General features: G+C 61.4%; 17 protein-coding genes. 7 read left to right on the plus strand and 10 right to left on the minus strand.

The genetic code is table 11. The annotated features are described in order from the left end of the window. Positions 1 to 208 precede the first annotated feature (208 nt). Positions 209 to 1,096 carry a LysR substrate-binding domain-containing protein gene (locus tag AC0L3N_RS12190; RefSeq protein WP_095496498.1) on the minus strand — a complete coding sequence of 296 codons (888 nt, stop codon included), beginning with the start codon at positions 1,094 to 1,096 and terminating at the stop codon, positions 209 to 211. A 75-nt stretch (positions 1,097 to 1,171) separates the two neighbouring features. Here AC0L3N_RS12190 and AC0L3N_RS12195 point away from each other — a divergent pair, with 75 nt between their 5' ends. Further along, positions 1,172 to 2,764, plus strand: a complete 1,593-nt coding sequence (locus tag AC0L3N_RS12195; RefSeq protein ID WP_473547875.1) for a zinc-binding metallopeptidase family protein — start codon at positions 1,172 to 1,174, stop codon at positions 2,762 to 2,764. Between the two features lie 22 nt (positions 2,765 to 2,786). Continuing rightward, entirely contained in the window at positions 2,787 to 3,719 is a 933-nt protein-coding gene (locus tag AC0L3N_RS12200; RefSeq protein WP_473547826.1) for a dimethylarginine dimethylaminohydrolase family protein, read from the plus strand. Between the two features lie 74 nt (positions 3,720 to 3,793). Here the strand turns inward: AC0L3N_RS12200 and AC0L3N_RS12205 are convergent, their stop codons facing one another. Then, a complete protein-coding gene (locus AC0L3N_RS12205; RefSeq protein WP_473547827.1) occupies positions 3,794 to 4,801 on the minus strand; it encodes an ornithine cyclodeaminase family protein in 1,008 nt (335 codons plus the stop codon). A gap of 159 nt (positions 4,802 to 4,960) precedes the next feature. Between AC0L3N_RS12205 and AC0L3N_RS12210 the strand changes: the two genes are divergently transcribed. Next, positions 4,961 to 5,422, plus strand: coding sequence for an Lrp/AsnC family transcriptional regulator (locus AC0L3N_RS12210; protein WP_473547828.1), 462 nt, complete (start codon positions 4,961 to 4,963; stop codon positions 5,420 to 5,422). Positions 5,423 to 5,528: 106 nt separating this feature from the next. Here AC0L3N_RS12210 and AC0L3N_RS12215 read toward each other — a convergent pair whose 3' ends face one another. Both AC0L3N_RS12215 and AC0L3N_RS12220 read right to left on the minus strand, forming a co-directional pair. Beyond that, on the minus strand, positions 5,529 to 5,912 hold the full coding sequence (locus AC0L3N_RS12215) for a YybH family protein (RefSeq protein WP_123148117.1): 384 nt from the start codon (positions 5,910 to 5,912) through the stop codon (positions 5,529 to 5,531). Between the two features lie 160 nt (positions 5,913 to 6,072). Then, positions 6,073 to 6,822 carry an SDR family NAD(P)-dependent oxidoreductase gene (locus tag AC0L3N_RS12220; protein ID WP_473547829.1) on the minus strand — a complete coding sequence of 250 codons (750 nt, stop codon included), beginning with the start codon at positions 6,820 to 6,822 and terminating at the stop codon, positions 6,073 to 6,075. Positions 6,823 to 6,919: 97 nt separating this feature from the next. Here AC0L3N_RS12220 and AC0L3N_RS12225 point away from each other — a divergent pair, with 97 nt between their 5' ends. Next, entirely contained in the window at positions 6,920 to 7,813 is an 894-nt protein-coding gene (locus tag AC0L3N_RS12225) for a LysR family transcriptional regulator (RefSeq protein WP_123148119.1), read from the plus strand. A 71-nt stretch (positions 7,814 to 7,884) separates the two neighbouring features. On the opposite strand, the gene AC0L3N_RS12230 is transcribed toward AC0L3N_RS12225, so the two are convergent. Then, complete coding sequence (locus AC0L3N_RS12230) at positions 7,885 to 8,307, minus strand: VOC family protein (RefSeq protein ID WP_123148120.1); 423 nt, start codon at positions 8,305 to 8,307, stop codon at positions 7,885 to 7,887. 212 nt (positions 8,308 to 8,519) lie between these two features. On the opposite strand from AC0L3N_RS12230, the gene AC0L3N_RS12235 reads away from it, so the two are divergent. The 3 genes from AC0L3N_RS12235 (at position 8,520) to galE (ending at position 12,042) form a co-directional block, all read left to right on the plus strand. Beyond that, positions 8,520 to 9,722, plus strand: a complete 1,203-nt coding sequence (locus AC0L3N_RS12235; RefSeq protein WP_473547830.1) for an MFS transporter — start codon at positions 8,520 to 8,522, stop codon at positions 9,720 to 9,722. A 374-nt stretch (positions 9,723 to 10,096) separates the two neighbouring features. Then, on the plus strand, positions 10,097 to 11,071 hold the full coding sequence (locus tag AC0L3N_RS12240) for a UDP-glucuronic acid decarboxylase family protein (protein ID WP_473547831.1): 975 nt from the start codon (positions 10,097 to 10,099) through the stop codon (positions 11,069 to 11,071). Beyond that, positions 11,068 to 12,042 carry a UDP-glucose 4-epimerase GalE gene (galE, locus tag AC0L3N_RS12245; RefSeq protein ID WP_473547832.1) on the plus strand — a complete coding sequence of 325 codons (975 nt, stop codon included), beginning with the start codon at positions 11,068 to 11,070 and terminating at the stop codon, positions 12,040 to 12,042. Before AC0L3N_RS12240 ends, galE begins: the two co-directional genes overlap by 4 nt. A gap of 238 nt (positions 12,043 to 12,280) precedes the next feature. Here galE and AC0L3N_RS12250 read toward each other — a convergent pair whose 3' ends face one another. From AC0L3N_RS12250 to AC0L3N_RS12270, 5 genes are all read right to left on the minus strand, one after another. Then, a complete protein-coding gene (locus AC0L3N_RS12250; protein WP_473547833.1) occupies positions 12,281 to 13,516 on the minus strand; it encodes an ABC transporter ATP-binding protein in 1,236 nt (411 codons plus the stop codon). A gap of 5 nt (positions 13,517 to 13,521) precedes the next feature. Continuing rightward, positions 13,522 to 15,150, minus strand: coding sequence for a glycosyltransferase family 2 protein (locus AC0L3N_RS12255; RefSeq protein ID WP_473547834.1), 1,629 nt, complete (start codon positions 15,148 to 15,150; stop codon positions 13,522 to 13,524). A 241-nt stretch (positions 15,151 to 15,391) separates the two neighbouring features. Beyond that, on the minus strand, positions 15,392 to 16,342 hold the full coding sequence (locus tag AC0L3N_RS12260) for a glycosyltransferase (protein ID WP_473547835.1): 951 nt from the start codon (positions 16,340 to 16,342) through the stop codon (positions 15,392 to 15,394). Positions 16,343 to 16,430: 88 nt separating this feature from the next. Further along, positions 16,431 to 17,276 carry an ABC transporter permease gene (locus AC0L3N_RS12265; RefSeq protein WP_051695003.1) on the minus strand — a complete coding sequence of 282 codons (846 nt, stop codon included), beginning with the start codon at positions 17,274 to 17,276 and terminating at the stop codon, positions 16,431 to 16,433. Further along, complete coding sequence (locus tag AC0L3N_RS12270) at positions 17,276 to 18,247, minus strand: polysaccharide deacetylase family protein (protein WP_473547836.1); 972 nt, start codon at positions 18,245 to 18,247, stop codon at positions 17,276 to 17,278. The genes AC0L3N_RS12265 and AC0L3N_RS12270 overlap by 1 nt, the downstream gene beginning before the upstream one ends. Between the last annotated feature and the right edge of the window lie 99 nt (positions 18,248 to 18,346).

Raw genomic sequence — 18,346 nt, forward strand, 5'->3', positions numbered from 1 at the left:
GGCTCACCGAAACCTATTTTTTTGCGCCTCCCGGTAAATTTTGTTTAATATCGGGCGCCCCAGGGGGTCGAGGGCGCCTACGGCCACAGAGGGGTCGCTTCGGCCGGACTCGGCCCGGTCTGCTTTCAAAGAAAGAGGAAGTCGCCACTCCACGCGAGACGACCCCCTCTGTCGCCTTCGCGGCCATCTCCCCCTCAAGGAGGGGAGATTAACGCTGGTTCTCCGACAGCTTCGATCGCAACCATCCACTGAAAACATTCAGCACCGGATGCGCCGCCTTGGCATGTTCGGAGACGAGAAAATAGGAGCGCGGCGAACTGATCGCGATGTCGAATGGGCGGACCAGCCGGCCTTCGCTCAGCGCCCGGCGGCTGGTCAGCTCGTCGCCCATGGCGATGCCTTGGCCGGCGATCGCCGCCGAAAAGACCAGGTTCATGTCGGAAAAGAAGATGCCGCCCTCGATGTCGGGATTCTCGACCTTCGACAGCGCCAGCCAGCGCGCCCAGTCCTCGGTGTCGCCCAGATGCAGGAGATTGGCGCGCAGCACGTCGGCGGGCTTGGAAAACCCGCCGATCTTGTTGAGCAGGGTCGGGCTGCACAGCGGCGTGAACGAGATTTCGCACAACAGCTCGACCGCGCGGTTCGGCCAGTTGCCGACGCCGAAGGCGATGAAGGCGTCGGCGTCGGCATTGCTGACATCGTCCAGCCGCCGCGGCGTCAGGATACGCAGCGCGACATCGGGGTACATCTGCCGGAATTCGCCAATGTGAGTACACAGGAACAGCGAGGCGAAGCCCGGCGTGCAGCTGACGCTGAACGAGCCGCCGACGCCGGTGCCGGCATGGCCCGTTACCGCATCGCCCAGCACCGTCAGCGCCTTGCGCACGTCACTGGCATAGCGCTGGCCGCGCGGCGTCAACGCCACGCCCTTGCCGATGCGCTCGAGCAGATCGAAGCCGAGATCGCGTTCGAGCAGGCGAAGCTGATGGCTGACGGCGCTGCGGGTCAGATGCAGTTCGTCGGCGGCGCGCCAGACGCTGCCGTGGCGGGCAAAACTGTCGAGGGCGCGCAGCGCCTGCGTCGATGGAATTCTCAAGAGGTGAACCGAATTTGCATGAGCCGGGAAAACATATCACTTTTTGGCGAGGCGCTTCACTGCTTTCTTTCACCCATGGAGGAACCGGTGACCACCTCGGCCCAAGCAACCGCGCTTGCCTGTCTCGACGATATCCAGCCGTCGCTGTCGGCGTGGACGCGGACGATCTTCGATTTCGGCGAGACCGCCTGGCGCGAATACCAGTCGGCCGCCTGGTATGTCGAGCATCTGAAGCACGAGGGCTTTTCGGTCGAGGAAGGCTCCGGCGGCATGCCCACCGCCTTCTGCGCCCACTGGACCAACGGCGCCGGGCCGACCATCGGCATGTATGCCGAGTATGACGCGGTACCCGGCAATTGCCAGGATGCGGCGACCGTCAAGCGACCGCGTCCGGGTCTAGGCGCTGAGGCCGGCGGCCATACCGATCCGCATTCGGGGCTGGGCATTGCCAGCCTCGGCGGTCTGCTGGCGGCCAAGGCGGCGATGCAGCGCCACGGCATATCGGGCACGCTGCGTTTCACCGGCGAGCCGGCGGAGAAAGTGCGAGGATCGAAGCCGATCCATGCGGCAAAGGGCTACTATGATGGGCTCGCCGGCATGATCTCCTTCCATCCCTTCTACATGCTGCCGCTCTGCAACACGGCGCGCTGGGACACCCATTGCGGAGCGGCCTACGCGATGATCTACCGTTTTGTGTGCGACGAACCCGAAAATTGGGTTCGCGCCAGCGATGGCGCACCGATTCCGCAGGCGCATTCCGCGGTGAGGGCGCCCGGCGCCAACGACGCGCTCATGATGATGTACATGGCCTCCAAGGCGCTGCGCGATTCCATGCTGCCGCATCAGGGCGGCTGGTCGATCAGCGAAGCGGTCCTGACGGCAGGGCAGGCGACCGCCGACAATCTGCCGGCGGGTCTGGCCGAGATCCAGTACATGATCCGCGTGCCGACGCTTGCCATGGCCGAGCAGGTGACCGCCGTGCTCGACCGCAATGCCGAAGCCGCCGCGAAAATGAGCGGCTGCCGCTACGAGCGGCACTGGGTGTCGAAGTCGCGGCCGGGGCTGGCTAACCACGCCATGGCAATGATTGCCTACGAGGCGCTGTCGAAGGTCGGGCCGCCGCGCTGGGACGAGACGGCCAAGACGATCGCGCGCGAAATCCAGGTCATTGCCGGCGGCGCGGCGACCGATGAGCCGTTTATCGCCGAGTTGGAGCAACTGATCGCGCCTGAGGAGGCGGAGGCGTTGCTGCGCCGCGACCTGCCGCCATCGCAACTCAATTCGACCTCCGACGATTACACCGACATGTCGTGGCACGCGCCGACGGCGCGGTTCTATGTCGCCCGGCCGGCGCTGCGGTCCGAGAACGGCCAGGCGTATCCGTCCTGGGCGATGAACGCGCTGGGCGGCATTTCAGCCACCATCGATCCGATGGTTACCTGCGCCGCGAAGACGATCGCCCTGGCGGCACTTCGCCTGCTGGAAGACAAGGCCGCCCGCGAAGCCGCGATGGACGAATTCGTCAGCCGCACCGGCGGCGGCATTGGTGGCAGCAATTGGCTCGCGCCGCTCTGCGACTACGAACCGCCGATCCATTTCCGCTGGCCGGAATATGTCACCACCCCGCGCGGAAGGGACTGGTGGATACCAAGCAATCAAGCCGCGTGATCATTCAAGCCAGGAGAACCCCATGACCGTCCATGATCGCATCGTCACCGAGCCGTTTTCACTGCAGCGCCGCAATCCGGCCGGCGGCACCAAGCCGCTGACCGCCTGGGGCTTCGCCAACGAGACCGACGTCCTGACCGACGTGCTGCTCGGTTCGCCGAATTTCCTGCGCCACCTCTCGACCAGCTCGTTGTCGCGCAAGCATTTGCGCGAGGCGCCGTGCAACATCCAGATCGCGCAGGCGCAGCACAAGGATCTGGTCGCCGCCTACGAGCATTTCGGCGTCAACATCCACTGGCACGAGCCGACGCCGGAATTGCCGATGCAGGTCTATTCGCGCGATTCCAGCGTCATGACGCCGTATGGCGCCATTATCACCGCCATGTCCCAATGGTGGCGGCGCGGCGAGAACTATGCGGCGATCCGCACCTATGAGAAGCTCGGTATCCCGATCTACGACATGATCACCGCAGGCACCTTCGAGGGCGGCGATTTCAACGTCATCGAGGACGGCGTGGTGCTGATCGGCTGCGGCGGCGCCCGCACCCAGGAGGAGGGCGCCCGCCAGGTCCAGGCCTGGTTCGACAAGGAGGGCTGGGAGACCCGCATCGCCTTCATCGACGAATATTATGTCCATATCGACCTGATGGTGGTGCCGATCGCCGAGAAACTGACCGCCGTCTGCCTCGCCTGCACCGAGCCGGGCATCGTCGACTGGCTGAAGGGCAAGGGCCACGAGATCATCGACGTGCCGTTCCAGGACACGATGGCGCTCGGCTGCAACTTCATGTCGCTGGGCAAGGACCGGGTGATCGCGCCGACCTCGAGCCAGACGCTGATCGGCCAGCTCAAGGCGCGCGGCTTCGACGTGGCGGCCATCGACATGAGCGAGATCTCGAAGACCGGCGGCGGCATCCACTGCATGGCGCAGGCGCTGAAGCGCGAGCCGGCCTGAGGGGCCGGCCCGGCCGCTTCCGCGAAAGCGCCAATTGTCAGCAACGTCGATCCCGCCTGGCTCGCGGCACGCGCCTACAGCACGATGAGCTTTCCCCTGCGCAGACGCCTGGCGCAACGATAGGCGAGATCGGCGGCGACCATGTCTTCCATGGCAATGCCCATCGCCTTGTAGGTGGTGATCTGTCGATCCGAAACGCGACCGGACGCGCGGTCGAGCAGCATGGCGCCAAGCTCGGTGCCGAAATCCGGGTCGAAGCCGGCAAGCTCGCAAGAACCGACCGGGGTCGGTTTGAACGCATCCTTGGTTTCGACAAAAAGACTGGATTTGCCGATGAGCTCGATCGGCATTTCACCGTCGGGCGGCGCTACCCCGACCGACGAGACATGCGTGCCCGGCCGAACCCAGTCTGCCTTGATCACAGGCTCGTAGGAATGCGTCGCCAGGCACACCACATCGGAACTGCGCACTGCCGCCTCGAGGTCGGCGACCGCCACCACCGACGGATGCAGCCGGGCAAGCGCTGCCGCATCGTCGAAGCTCTTCGAGGTGACGCGGATTTCGGCAAAGTCGCGCACAAGCGGCAACAGATGCAGGTGCTGGTTGGCCTGCACGCCGGCGCCGACCACCGTCGCTATCTTGGCATCCCGGCGCGCAAGCGCGCGCACCGACAGCACGGCGGAGCCGGAGGTTCGCACCGCGGTTATGAAGGTGCCGTCCATGATGCAGACCGGCAGGCCGGACAGCGGATCGAACAGGCTGATGGTGGCGAGGTGGCTGGGCAGGCCGATTGCCAGGTTGCCTTCGAAGACGTTGACGATCTTGACGGTCAGGTTCATGCCCTCCATCCAGGCCGGCATGGCGAGGCTGTAGCCGGCCCCGGGGATGTCGAGTTGTGGTCGGGGTGGATTGACGACCTTGCCTTGTGACAGCGCCGTGAAGCCGTCTTCCAGAACATCGAGAAGCTGGCTGAGGTCGATGCACGTCATCACGTCGGCTTCGCTCAACACCAGGATCTCGGTCACTCCCTTGCTGATTTCCGCCGCACTCTTGCCGGCTGGGCTGAACGCTTCCTTGGTCATCCTGCACTCCTGTGTTCGTCGAAATCGGCTCACCACATTTGCTTTGAACGGGTGAGGGAAGCGCAGGCTATTGCGAGGTTTCATGTGATGAAATACGTTGATTTTGATCGCTCTGCGTGAAAGCGGCACACAAATCCCTGAAATAGCGTGGATTGTGAAATGGGCGACCTCGACCAGATAGACCGCACCCTGCTCCGGCTGCTGCAGGAGGACGGGCGCCGGACGACGCTTGATCTTGCCGGGCGTGTCGGGCTGTCGCCGACCGGAACCAGCCAGCGGGTGAAGCGCCTGTTCCGCGACGGGTTCATCACCGCGGTCCGGGCCATGCTCGATCCGCGCAAGGTCGGCCGGGGAACGCTGGTGTTCATCGAGGTCCGGCTTGATCACACGGCGCCGCACGTCTTTGACCGCTTCGCCGAAGCCGTGGCGAAAGCTCCGGAGGTTCTGGAGTGCCACATGGTGGTTGGCGGTTTCGATTATCTGGTCAAGGCGCGGATCGCCGATATGGCGGTGTTCCAGGATTTCCTGCAGCGGATCATCCTGCCACTGCCCGGCGTGCGCGAAACGCACACTTTCGCCTCCATCGCCGATGTCAAGCCGAACGCTCTCTTGCCGGTGTGATCAGGTGGACGAGGGGAACGCTGCTCAGGGCGATCTGTATCGCATCTTTGCCATCTTATCGCTCCCCATGGCGTGCCTTCCGGTGCAGAGATGCCGGAGACCGGCTCTAGCTTTGCTGGGTCAGCAGGTTTGCATCGCGCGCGAGCCGCCACGCACCATCAGCCTCCTTGCGCAGGAGCGTCAGCGTATATCCCGATCGACGCACCGGCTTCCCGTTCGGCGGCGTCGCGGTCATATCGATACGACCGCGCATGAAGGCCCAGTCGCCGAGAAGCTGTAGTTCAACGATCTCGTTCGTGCCGTCGACATGAACGCCGGCCATCTCCTGCGCGGCCGCCGCGAAGATCTCCTTGTCGAAGGGCTCCCGGCCGGGAACCATGAAGATCGCGTCGTCCGTCATCAAGCTGAGGACGGTCGCGGTGTCTCCACGCTTGCTCGCATCCATCCACGTCTCGACCAACTTTCGGATTGCTCTTTCGTCGTCCGTCATCCGTTATCTCCCCGGCTTCTCGCTGTCATCGATACCGCACGGCGCTCCTCCCTCGACGCAACATAGGTCTTAAATCGCTCCCGTCATCGATTGCAGTGTTTTATCGACGTTGCGCTGCGTTGGGCATGGTCCGTGAAACGGCGGTCCGCGCCCTCTATCCCTACCGCCAACCGCCCGATGCGGTGATGCGCTCGCCGGTCAGCCACGATGCCTCGTCGGAGGCGAGGAACACTGCGATGCGGGCGATGTCGTCGGGCTGTCCGAAGCGGCCGAGCGGGGTCATGGCGATGACCTGCTTCTCGAACTCGCTGCCGACGATGCCTATCCGCTTCAGGCCTTCGGTGTCGACGCCGCCCGGGGCGATGGCGTTGACGCGGATGTTGCGGGCGCCGAGCTCCCGCGACATGGACAGCGTGATCGAATCCACCGCGCCCTTGGTGGCGGCGTAGACCAGCGAGTTCGGCTGCGGGTTGAGGCTGGCGACCGAGCTGATGTTGATCACGCTGCCGCCTCTGGTGCCGAAATGGTTCACCGCTTCCCGGATGGCCAGGATCGTGCCCAGTACATTGGTGTCGAACTCGCGGTGGAACTCGGCCTCGGTCACGGCTTCCAGCGGTTCGAACGCGAACACGCCGGCATTGTTGACCAGTATGTCGACCGCGCCGAACGACGATTTGGCCGCCTCGAACAGGCGGCGCACGTCAGCCGCTTGCGACACATCACCGTGGACGGCGACGGCTCGGCCGCCTGCGTCCTTGATCTCGGCAACGACGCGGTCGGCGCCTTCCCGCGACGAGGCATAGTTGACGACGACGGCGGCACCGGCCGCCGCAAGGCCCTTGGCGATGCCGGCGCCGATACCCTTGGAGGCGCCGGTGACGATGGCGACCTTGCCGTTCAGCTTGCTCATCAAATTTCTCCTTTGTTGATGATGGGCGGTATTTAATAGTGATCGGATAGCGTATTAGGATTGCCTTGATCGGTTGTTTCGTGCCTGGAATTCTTGAATGACCACCATCCTCGAAAAGACCGCTGGTCTCGTCGCCTTCGTGCGCACGGTCGATGCGGGCTCGTTCCATGCCGCCAGCCGGCTGGTCGGCTCCAGCCCGTCGGCGGTGTCGAAGAGCGTGGCGCGGCTCGAGCGCCGGCTGGGCGTCAGGCTGATCCAGCGCTCGACGCGCCGGCTGGGCCTGACCAGCGAAGGCCTCGCCTATTACGAGCGGATCGCGCCTTTGCTCAGAGCGCTCGATGATGCCGAGGACATCGTCCAGATGGCCGATACAGCGCGCGGCCTGCTGCGCGTCACGGCATCCGTGGAACTCGGGCGGGGCCTGATCGCCTCTTGGGCGCAAGCGTTCCTAGCTCAGCACAGCGAGGTGAAACTGGAACTCAACGTTACCGACCGCCACGCCGACCTGATCCGCGAAGGTTATGACGTCGCGGTGCGCATGGGGGCGCTGTCGGACACCGGGCTCATCGCGCGCAAGATCGCCAATCTGCCGATCGTGCTGGTGGCCTCGCCGGCCTATGTCGAACAGCGTGGCCGGCCGGCCTCGATCGAGGCGTTGCAGAGCCACGACTTCATCCGCTATCAGATGGCCGGCCGGCCCTATCCGGTCATCTTGGCCGACGGCACGGTAGTCGCGCCGAACGGGCGGCTCGATACCGATGACGGCGGCGCCATCCGGCAAGCGGCGCTTGCCGGAGCCGGCATCGCGCATCTGATGCAGTTTGCCGTGCAGGACGATCTCGACGCCGGCCGCCTGGTCCGCATCCTGCCCGAGGTGGCGATGCCGACCATGCCGGTGCACATCGTCCATGCGTATGGGCGACAGCTACCGGTCCGCGCCCGGCTGTTCGTCGACTTCCTGGCGAGCCAGATGGCGGTGCTGACTCGATAGGGCGGGCGGGATGGCGCACGCAGTCGATCCGACGCCGTCGCAAGCAAGATCTTGCCCGGGTCACCCGGTCATCAGAACGTAATCTTCACCGAAGCAACGCTTCGGTTGGCTGGCCCGTGAAAGACAGCCTCGATGTTGTTGCCGTCGGGATCGAGCAGGAAGGCGGCATAGTAACCGGGATGGTAATGCTGCCGCTCGCCCGGTGCGCCATTGTCCGTGCCGCCACCGCCGAGGCCGGCCTTGTAGAAGGCGTCGACCATCGCGCGGTCCTTTGCCTGGAAGGCAAGGTGGTGGCGCCCCGTCAGTTGTCCGCTGGCCGCCCGGCTATCGATGCTGGAGACGAACAGTTCGTCGGCCCAGAAGTAATCCTCGGCGCTGCCGCCGATGGGAATACCGAGCACGCTGAAAACCGCCTCGTAGAAGCGGCGGCTGGCGGCAAGATCCCTAACCACCAGCTGGACGTGGTCGATGAGACGGCCGCGATGAAGTTCCATGCCTGTTAGCTCCTGATCGCCAGGTTGGAAATCTAGCTCGGGGCGGTGCACGGTCAATGCAATGGAGCAATCGAGTGGCGCGATTTCCTGACTGGATAAAAAATGCAACCGGATTGTAGGATTCGAAATGTCGCCATCGTCCTTCGGACGCAAGCGGTGTGACGAAGCTCGAAAGAAGTCGCGCCGTGTCCAAACGATCTCGGGAGAAAAATATGCGCATTTCCTATCGTTGGGTCATCGTCGCGGCTGGCGCCCTGATGACCTGTGTCGCCCTCGGGGCGATGTTCTCGCTGGCGATCTTCCTCGAACCGATGGCGCTCGACACAGATTGGTCGCGTGCCGGCATATCGAGCGCGATGACGCTGAACTTCCTGGTAATGGGCCTCGGCGGCTTCGCCTGGGGCGCCATTTACGATCGCTACGGCGCTCGCATTGTCGTGATGATAGGTGCGGTGCTGCTCGGGCTGGCGTTGGTACTGGCCAGCCGCACCGGCTCGCTGCTTGCCTTCCAGATCACCTATGGCGTGCTCGTCGGCCTCGCGGCAAGCGCCTTCTTTGCGCCGATGATCGCGCTGACCACGGCCTGGTTTGACAAGAACCGCAGCCTTGCCGTTTCGCTGGTTTCGGCCGGCATGGGCGTGGCACCCATGACGATCTCGCCCTTCGCGCGCTGGCTGATCTCGGCCTATGACTGGCGCACAGCCATGTTCGTCATCGGCGTCGCGGCCTGGGCACTGCTGGTGCCGGCCGCATTGCTGGTGCGTCAGCCGCCCAAGCCTGCCGCTGACGGCGCCGACTCCGATCTTGCCGCCGACGATACCGGCATGTCGGTTCCGCAGGCGCTGCGCTCGCTGCAGTTCATCGTTCTGGCACTGACCTTCTTTGCCTGCTGCGCGGCGCATTCCGGGCCAATCTTCCACATGGTGAGCTATGCGATGCTGTGCGGCATAGCGCCGATGGCGGCGGTCAGCATCTACAGCATCGAGGGCCTGGCGGGGCTGGGCGGCAGGCTTTTATACGGCGTGCTTGCCGACCGGCTGGGGGTCAAGCCGGTGCTGATTACCGGTCTGGCGATACAGTCCGTGGTCATCGCTGCCTATCTCGCCGTCAGTGAGCTTGGTCAATTCTACACGCTCGCCGTCATCTTCGGCGCCACCTATGGCGGCGTGATGCCGCTCTATGCGGTGCTGGCGCGCGAATATTTCGGCCAGCGCATCCTCGGCACGGTGTTTGGTGCTGTGACCATGCTGTCCAGCATCGGCATGGCCTTCGGCCCGCTCGCCGGCGGCATGGTGTTCGATGCCTATGCCAGCTATTCCTGGCTGTTCATCGGCTCGGCCCTGGTCGGGCTCGGCGCGGTGGCGGTGGCGATCGCCTTCCCGCGGCTGCCGCGCAGGGAGTTGCAACCGGCGTAGCACGGCGGAGAGAGGATGCAGGGGGTCGAAAGTGGACATCGCCTATGTCAGCTTTTGACCCCCAATCGCGAGGCGTTCATCGGCGGTGATAGGAGCCGGGTCAAGACTGTGCAGGATCTCCCTTAATTAGCAATCGATCATGCTGCGGCGCAGCGCGTTCACGTCCAAATGCCGATTGCCGGCAAGCCGACGTTCGGACGAAAACCGTCAAAACGGGCGAATGATCGGTTTTTTCGCGTATTTTTGCGCACACCTCACGCGACCATTTCAAGTGCGTTAACATTTTGTGTTTGCTGCGCAGCATTTTTTTCCTATCCTCGCCTCAGGGCTTTGCGCATTCGATTGCGTGAAGAACTGGCGTGAGGATCCCTAAAATGCAGCAGGCAAAGCGAGTCTTGGTGACGGGGGGCGCAGGTTTTCTGGGATCGTTCTTATGCGAGCGGTTGCTTGCTGAAGGCCACGAGGTTGTATGCGTCGACAATTTCTTCACAGGAAGTCGGAGAAACGTCTCGCATTTGCTCGACAACAGATCCTTTGAGATCATTCGCCACGACGTGACATTTCCGCTCTACATAGAAGTTGATGAAATATACAACCTTGCTTGCCCGGCAAGCCCGGTTCACTATCAGTTCGATCCGGTCCAGACGACAAAGACCAACGTCCATGGGGCGATCAATATGCTGGGGCTCGCCAAGCGGGTTCGCGCAAAGATCCTTCAGGCGTCCACGTCTGAAGTCTACGGCGATCCCGAGATTCACCCGCAGACCGAGGACTATTGGGGCAGGGTAAATCCGATAGGTCCCCGTTCCTGTTACGACGAAGGCAAGCGGTGTGCCGAAACCCTGTTTTTCGACTATTGGCGGCAGCACAGTCTGCGGATCAAGGTAGCGCGCATCTTCAACACTTACGGTCCGAGGATGCGTCCGGACGACGGCCGCGTCATTTCCAACTTCATCATGCAGGCACTGCGAAACAAGCCGATAACTGTGTACGGCACCGGCCAGCAGACACGCTCATTTTGCTACGTCAATGATCTCATCGATGGTCTGGTTCGCCTGATGCACACGGCCGACGATGTTACCGGTCCAATCAATCTCGGCAACCCGGTCGAATTCACGATGCTCGAACTTGCCAATCTCGTGATCGAACTTACCGGAAGCCGATCCAAGATCAGGTTTTTACCTTTGCCCGTCGATGACCCAAGGCAGCGACAGCCTGATATCGGGTGTGCCTTGCGCGATCTCAACTGGAAGCCAAGAATTGCATTGCGCGATGGCCTCGCCACGACCATTGCCTATTTCGAAGACTTGGCCTCATCGGGATATGCTCGGTCCGCTGAAGCCGAATGAAAACAGTCTTGGTCACTGGCGGGGCGGGCTATATCGGCTCACACTGTTGCAAGGCATTCGCCGAATCCGGTTGGTCGGTCATTGCGTATGACAACCTCTCGCGCGGCTGGCGCGACGCGGTCAAATGGGGACCGCTTGTCGAGGGCGATATTTGCGATGTCGCAGCGGTGGCAGCAGCGCTGCACCAGTATCGGCCGGATGTGGTGGCGCATTTCGCCGCTTACGCCTATGTCGGCGAGTCCGTCGAGCGCCCGGAACTCTACTACCGAAATAACAGTTTTGGGACGCTGGTCTTGCTCGAGGAAATGCTGAAGATCGGCGTCGACAAGCTGATCTTGTCGAGCACCTGCGCGTGTTACGGCGTTCCCGTTCGTTCTCCGATCGACGAAACGCATCCGCAGTCGCCCATCAATCCCTATGGATGGTCGAAATTCATCGTAGAACGAATGGTGGACAATCTTTCGGATGCCCATGGCCTCAACGCGGTTGTGCTGCGGTATTTCAACGCGGCCGGATGTGATCCGGACGGCGAGGTCGGTGAGCGGCATGAACCGGAAACGCATGTCATTCCGCTCGCGATCGAGGCGGCGGTCAGGTCGGGCCGTATTTTTACCATTAATGGCACCGACTTCGACACAAGGGACGGAACCGCGGTGCGGGACTATGTCCACGTCACCGATCTCGCCCGTGCGCATGTTCTGGCAGGGGAGAAACTTCTGCGCGATCCGGGAGTCCACGTCTATAATCTCGGCACCGGAACCGGAACGACGGTGAACGAGTTGGTCGATGCGGTGAGCCGGGCTTCTGGAAAGCGCCTTCCTGTGGCCTACGGTCCGCGCAGGGCAGGCGACCCGCCGGCGCTAGTGGCCGCGGCCGGCAAGGCGACCCGGGAACTCGGCTGGATGCCTGAGCAATCCGGAATCGACCGGATCGTCGAAACGGCGCTGGCCTGGTATCGCCGCCGGTTGTGACGATCTTTTTTGCGGAAGAGCCCTGCCGCCTGGTCAACAAGCAATCGAGAGCGGCGGCCACTGCGGCAAGCGAGAAATTTTCCCTTATCCGTTTTCGCGATGCCTGACCGAGGCGTTGCGCAACCCTAGGTTGTCCTTCAGTCTTTGAGTCTTTGCAGGGCGCGCGATTTCAGCGTTGCGGTCGTGCGGTCAACGGATTGAACTCCATCGAAGATTTTTTTGCCACGACCACGCGCCTTCAATCCACCTTAAGCAACTGGGCAGAATGCGACAGTCGCACAATCCCGTGCTCTTTCTGATATGGCCAATATGAGTCATTGACTGTTGCTGCAACAACGTCGAACGTTAGCAAGTTGTCGCTGGCGAGGTCCGGGTCATCCTCTCCCCACGCATAGAGAGCCGCTCCAGCGCTATAAGTGCCAGGCAACAATCCCAACGATCGCACGCTGAATACGACCTTGGCCTGCCCAACTATGTCAAATTGACCAACACCTTCCGCGAGGCTTTCGAGCACAGAGATCAAGTTGCCTTCCTGGTCAAAAATCGGGATATTAACCACGCTTCGGTGAAACGAATTCCTCGCGCCCAGCGTCAGCACAAAATCGTAATCGCCGCCAAACTTGAGCTGGCTGCAACGCTCGCGCGTACCCGGATGCACAATAGCCACTTGCATCCAGAGGTCATCATCGCCAACGCGCTCGGATCCGTTGCTGCTCGGGGCGGTGTTCGACAGGTACGCATCGATGATCGATGATGCCTCGCCAAAATCCTTCAGAAGGCCGCGGTCCAGATAAAGCGCTTTTGTGCAATGCTGCCGAACCATGGCCAGGTTGTGGCTCACGAACAGCACGGTCCGACCTTCACCCGCGACGTTCTTCATCGTGCCGAGACATTTCCTTTGAAATTCAGCATCGCCGACAGCAAGCACCTCGTCGACGACGAGAATCTCCGGCTCCAGATGAGCTGCGATCGCGAAGGCAAGCCGAACATACATGCCGGACGAATAGCGCTTGACCGGCGTTTCGAGAAAGCTGCCGATATCGGCAAATTTGATGATCCGGTCTAGCTTGCGCGTGATCTCGGCCTTGCTCATGCCGAGGATCGCGCCGTTGAGGTAGATGTTCTCGATCCCGTCGAGATCCGGATGGAATCCGGCCCCTACCTCCAGCAAGCTTCCGATCCGGCCTCGCATCACTGCCTCGCCCTCATCCGGAGCTGTGATCGAGGTCAAAACCTTGAGCAGCGTGGTCTTTCCCGAGCCGTTGCGCCCGATGATACCGCACACGGTGCCAGTCGGAACGGAAAAAGTGATGTCCTTGATGGCGAAGAATTCGTTGAGGGAAGGTTCGGCTTCCCGCGAGCGCAAACGGGCGACAAGTTGTTCGACCTCCTCACGCAATGAGCGCACGCCGATCGCGCCGCGCCGGTAGCGCTTGGAAAGTCCTCGGACCTCAACGGCTGGCAATTCTGTCATCGATCTCAAGCCGTAACATTTGCGGTTCGACTGCCGGGTTGATCCGCGGTCAGCCCGTCCTTCACGACGCGCGCCGTGACAACGATAGGATAGGCGGTATCCCGGACGTCGAGCTTCTGGTCAGAAACTTCTTCCTTGGCGAGTCCCTGAAGAAAACAAACTGCCGCAAAGACGTTGCCGTGGGTTTCGAGCGCCATGTTCGCGGTGCTGAAGGATTTCGCAAGCAACTTCGCCAACGCCACCTGCGTCAATGACCAGAACCACGTGCTGCCCCACTCGCCGCGATCGACCGGGGTGATGCCAGGAACAGTTAGCAGCAGCACGCCCCCGGGCTTGAGCGCTTCGGCCAGTGCAGCGACCGCGGCCGACATGTCGAAGATCAGATGAAGTGTTTGCGTGAGGATGATGCAGTCGAAGGCGTTTGACGGCAGCACTCCGGGCTGCGACAGGTCGCCTATGATGGTCGCGTTTGGATCATCGGGATCAACATGCAGCACGTCGCTCTTGACGACATGAGCACCGCCAAAATGCATCGTGTAGCTGTTGTCGCCGATTTCCAGCACACGGCCATGTATGTCGGCCGCATTCGATTGAAGGAAATTCTCGATATAATACCGATCTATCGGCTTGCCCCGATCATATCCAAATGAGTGGCTCATCGGCATCGTGCGTGCGAAATCCCCAAACCGCACCGAACCGACGCGCGGAGCCCGCCAATCGGCGCCGGAAGCTCCGAGCAGCCGTTGCACATGCCTGCCGATCTTGCGTGTAATCCTAAATGCCGCCGTTTGCAGCGTGATCGGCGGCGACATCTGCAAAGCCTGCCGCAGCATGCGAATCGCTTTGGCGGGTTCGGCGCGGATCACGCGCAAGGCCTCGGTAGTCAACTCTCCGGTATAGTAGGTCTTCCAGAACCGCCTACCATCGCGGACTGCAAGACGCACATCGTCGTCAACCGGGCCTGCCAACTGCTTGTCAAGCACCGACAATGCTGCAGCGAGCATCATCGATCGATTCTTCGACATATTGTCGCCGTGCATGCGATACTCGGCGACGACATCGTCGTGCGTTACGATCGAACCGCGCTGGGCGATTCGCAAGAATAGCTCATAGTCTTCGCAGGAGCGCATTGAAGCGTCGAACCCGCCCATGGCCGCGAGCCTCTCCCGCCGATAAACCACGGTCGCATGCATCGCAATGAAGTTTCCCGTCCGCAGTAACTGAAGATAAGGATCTTCAATAAGCGCGATGTGATGCTTGTCTGACTCGATCGCACCGTTTCCATTGATGAAGCGATGAGCTCCGTAAGCGAGAACCGCATCTGGATGCGCAACCAGCACTCGCACGCCCGTCTCCATGGCATTCGGAAGGAGACGATCATCCGCGTCCAGAAAGGTGATGTAATCGGATCTGGAAGCCGCCAGTCCGGTGTTTCGGGCGGCAGCGAGCCCGCAATTGTCCTGCCTGATCAGGCGCACGCCTGGATGACGCTCGACAACCGATGCCGGATTGTCGGTGGATCCGTCGTCGACGACAATAATTTCATCCATCGGCCGGCTTTGACGGAGACAGCTCTGAATGGCTTCCTCGAGAAAGCGAGTGTGATTGTAAGTTGTTATGACGACTGCGATCATGAAACAGCCAAATTCTCCTTAGCTTCCCAGAGAGGCAACGGGCTGGTGTTCGTTGCCAGAAATCGAACGCGACCGTAGGCCTCACAAACAGAATTTTGGCACAGAAATGATGGACACTCGTCAGTTTTAGCACGTCGCCCCCAGCGAGGCGATGCGACTTGTCATTCACGTAAAACGGTATCGTTAATATCAGACATGTCAGGCTCGGTCGCGATCCAATCCGCGCCACCGGTCCCGCCCACTACTTCCGTGCTCTCGTCAGCAGCCTGAACGCCTTCGACAGGATGCGACGTGGCGTCAGCCGCCGAGCGAACCGGCGTCCGGCTTCGATGGCGAGGTCAAACCTATCGCGAAGTGTCAGGGGCCGACGCTGGGCCGGATAGCGCGCAAATGCGAAGCGGAGCGCCCGCTGCAACTCCGGCGTCATCAATCCCGAGGCCGACGCATGCATCTCAACCCATTCGAGGAAGCCGATGCGAGCCGCATGCGGGCGCAGTCGATCGTAGATGCCGGAAGCAGTCGCCTTGGCCGATGTCGAATCGAGGTGCTGCCTGTACCGGCCGGTGGGTGTGGATGTCACGAATACCGGATAGCGCAACAGCAGCTTCACTAGAAGGGTCTGGTCTTCGTAGAGCTCGAACGCCTCATCGAAGCCACCCACCGCTACCAAAGCTTCGCGGTGAACCATGATCGAGCAGATGCACGGCACATGAGCCCGCTGGCGCACGATGACCTGGTCGAGCAGGTCGGGCGGCATGTGCAGACGGTCCGATTGGCGTGGCATCGAGTCGGTCCAGTTCCTGTGCGGCTCATCGGGGAACCACCACAGGGTCGGTCCGTAAAGGACCTTGGCGCGAGGATGCGCATCAAAGATCGCAAGTTCCGTTTCGAATTTTTCCGGCTCAAATATATCGTCGCCATCCAGGAACGTGAAGAACGTCCCCGACGCGGCCGCGATTCCAGCATTGCGCGCCGCGGCGGCGCCGCGACGCTGGCCGGTCGATCGAATGAAACGGATTCGCGGATCGCCGGTTGCTGCAACCACCGCGATTGCAACGCTGCCGTCGGATGATCCGTCGTCAATGAGAAGCATTTCCCAGTCGGTGAAGGTTTGCGCGCGCACGCTTTCGATCGCGTCCGGAAGAAACCGCTCGACATTGAGGAAAGGCGTGATGACGGAGATCAATGGCATCGGCGTCGTGCCCATTGTGCAGAATGCGCGGCGGCCGACGAAGGGCGACCTTCACTCTCTACGGGGCGGCAAGGGTTGTCATTTCTCTTCACAGCATGTCCATGGCCGTTCGTTCGACGCGTTGAAAGATCACGACCCCGATGAACAGCACGACCGAGGTCGTGACAAGCGCTGCAGCGATTTGTGGCGCACCGACCGCCGAAGTGCCGAAGAAGCACCAGCGCCATTCATCAATTATGACAGCGAGAGGATTCAGAAATCCAGTCAGCGTCCGGTACTGCTCGGGAATAGCCGAAAAAGGAAAGATGATCGGCGTCACGAACAGCCAGATCTGAATGAGGAACGGAGTCATATGAGCTGTATCGCGGTACTTCGCGGTTGACGCTCCTAGGCAAAGCCCAACAGCCAACGAGAACGCCGCGATCTGGATGATCACCAGCGGAAAAAACGCGAGGCGCCACGACAACCCGTCCACTTTTCCTGTCAGCTGGTACCAGAGCAAGAAGGCCAATGCGACGCCAAGCTGGATCGCTAGGGCCACACTGTTCGACAGCAGCGACGACACGGGAACGACGAGTCGCGGGAAGTAGATCTTGCTGAAAAGATGACCGTTCGCAATGAAGACCTGGCTCGCGGTGGAGACGACTTGGGAAAAATACGACCACAGCACCAGCGCTGTCAGATAAAAGATTGGCGCGGGATGGCCACCCGTTGAAATGCCCGCGATACCGCTGATGACGGTGGTCAAGGCTGCGGTAAGCGCCAGGGGCTGCAGGATCAGCCAAGCCGGACCAAGCAAGGTCTGCTTGTAGCGGACTTTGATGTCGCGCATCGCGAACAGGAGCAGCAGATCGCGATAGCGCCACAGGTGCCAGAAATCGAGGTCAAACCAGCCGCGTCGAGGAGTGATAATGGTAGTCTGCTGTGCGTTCATCAGAACAGATGATCCTCGATTTTTCGCAAGAATTCGTCCCCTGACCAGTTGCCGACATACAATCGAGGTAAACGCAGCACGTCTGCCTCGGGCGCAACGCACCCGGCGCGCGTCGTGCATGCGAACTCAAATCCCGCTTCCCTGACGGCAGATACCGACAGAGCGTCATGGTCTCCGAATGGATATGCAAAAGAGAGAACGCGTTTCCCGGTCATTTGCTCACAGGCCGAACGGCCGTCGACGATCTCGCGAAGCTGGGTCGCGAAGGAATGGGCCGGAAGCGTGGGATGACTAACAGTATGACCGCCGATCGTGATCAGGTCGTCACTGATGTCGCCAACCTCCACGGGAGTCATAATACAGTGCTCTGGCCTGGCGTCGAGACCAACGCCCGCCCATTTCGCAATGTCTTCGACGTGTGCGTTCTGACGCTCATACGGCAGCGTTCGGAGCGCCGACCACACCTCCCGGTAGACTTTGTCACGGCCGGCCTGATCCACCATCTTCGGGATAAGCCAGTGATGCCTGCCTCCCTCGATCGTGATGTCGAGTTGGTCAGGCAGTTCAGGCGTCTCAAGACAGATGCGCGTGAGCGCATCCCACCAGAACTCTCTGCCGCTTCCGATTGCTCCCGTCGCAACAAACAGCGTCATCGGGCAGTCGTGACGCTGCAGGATCGGGCGAGCGTTGCTGTAGACGTCGTGATAGCCGTCGTCAAACGTGACAACCGCAAGCGGTTTGCCTGGCTTACCCCGTGCGATGACATCAAACAGCTCATGCAAATGCACCACCCGCCGGCTCCGCGTCAGCGCTTCGATTTGTTCGTCGAACCTCGCCGGATGGACGGCCAGGCTCCACGGGTCGACGGCGATGTCTGCAACGCGATGGTACATCAGTATGATGGGAGCACGGCGCAGGCGTCGACGCCGCACAAGCCGACCAAGCTGCAGGAGAACGCGCGGGATCACCATCGGTCTCCCGCCGCAGGAACCGTAAAAACCACGCTCACGTCCGATCGCGGATGCCATCCCGATCGGCCGAAACGCGATACATGTGAGTGTTCAAGCATA

This window comes from Mesorhizobium sp. WSM4807 (assembly GCF_055811615.1).

Coding starts and splice junctions, on each gene's coding strand:
- AC0L3N_RS12195 (WP_473547875.1), top strand. CDS start 1,172: ATGGAGGAACCGGTGACCACCTCGGCCCAAGCAACCGCGCTTGCCTGT.
- AC0L3N_RS12200 (WP_473547826.1), top strand. CDS start 2,787: ATGACCGTCCATGATCGCATCGTCACCGAGCCGTTTTCACTGCAGCGC.
- AC0L3N_RS12205 (WP_473547827.1), bottom strand. CDS start 4,801: ATGACCAAGGAAGCGTTCAGCCCAGCCGGCAAGAGTGCGGCGGAAATC.
- AC0L3N_RS12210 (WP_473547828.1), top strand. CDS start 4,961: ATGGGCGACCTCGACCAGATAGACCGCACCCTGCTCCGGCTGCTGCAG.
- AC0L3N_RS12215 (WP_123148117.1), bottom strand. CDS start 5,912: ATGACGGACGACGAAAGAGCAATCCGAAAGTTGGTCGAGACGTGGATG.
- AC0L3N_RS12220 (WP_473547829.1), bottom strand. CDS start 6,822: ATGAGCAAGCTGAACGGCAAGGTCGCCATCGTCACCGGCGCCTCCAAG.
- AC0L3N_RS12225 (WP_123148119.1), top strand. CDS start 6,920: ATGACCACCATCCTCGAAAAGACCGCTGGTCTCGTCGCCTTCGTGCGC.
- AC0L3N_RS12230 (WP_123148120.1), bottom strand. CDS start 8,307: ATGGAACTTCATCGCGGCCGTCTCATCGACCACGTCCAGCTGGTGGTT.
- AC0L3N_RS12235 (WP_473547830.1), top strand. CDS start 8,520: ATGCGCATTTCCTATCGTTGGGTCATCGTCGCGGCTGGCGCCCTGATG.
- AC0L3N_RS12240 (WP_473547831.1), top strand. CDS start 10,097: ATGCAGCAGGCAAAGCGAGTCTTGGTGACGGGGGGCGCAGGTTTTCTG.
- galE (WP_473547832.1), top strand. CDS start 11,068: ATGAAAACAGTCTTGGTCACTGGCGGGGCGGGCTATATCGGCTCACAC.
- AC0L3N_RS12250 (WP_473547833.1), bottom strand. CDS start 13,516: ATGACAGAATTGCCAGCCGTTGAGGTCCGAGGACTTTCCAAGCGCTAC.
- AC0L3N_RS12255 (WP_473547834.1), bottom strand. CDS start 15,150: ATGATCGCAGTCGTCATAACAACTTACAATCACACTCGCTTTCTCGAG.
- AC0L3N_RS12260 (WP_473547835.1), bottom strand. CDS start 16,342: ATGCCATTGATCTCCGTCATCACGCCTTTCCTCAATGTCGAGCGGTTT.
- AC0L3N_RS12265 (WP_051695003.1), bottom strand. CDS start 17,276: ATGAACGCACAGCAGACTACCATTATCACTCCTCGACGCGGCTGGTTT.
- AC0L3N_RS12270 (WP_473547836.1), bottom strand. CDS start 18,247: ATGGTGATCCCGCGCGTTCTCCTGCAGCTTGGTCGGCTTGTGCGGCGT.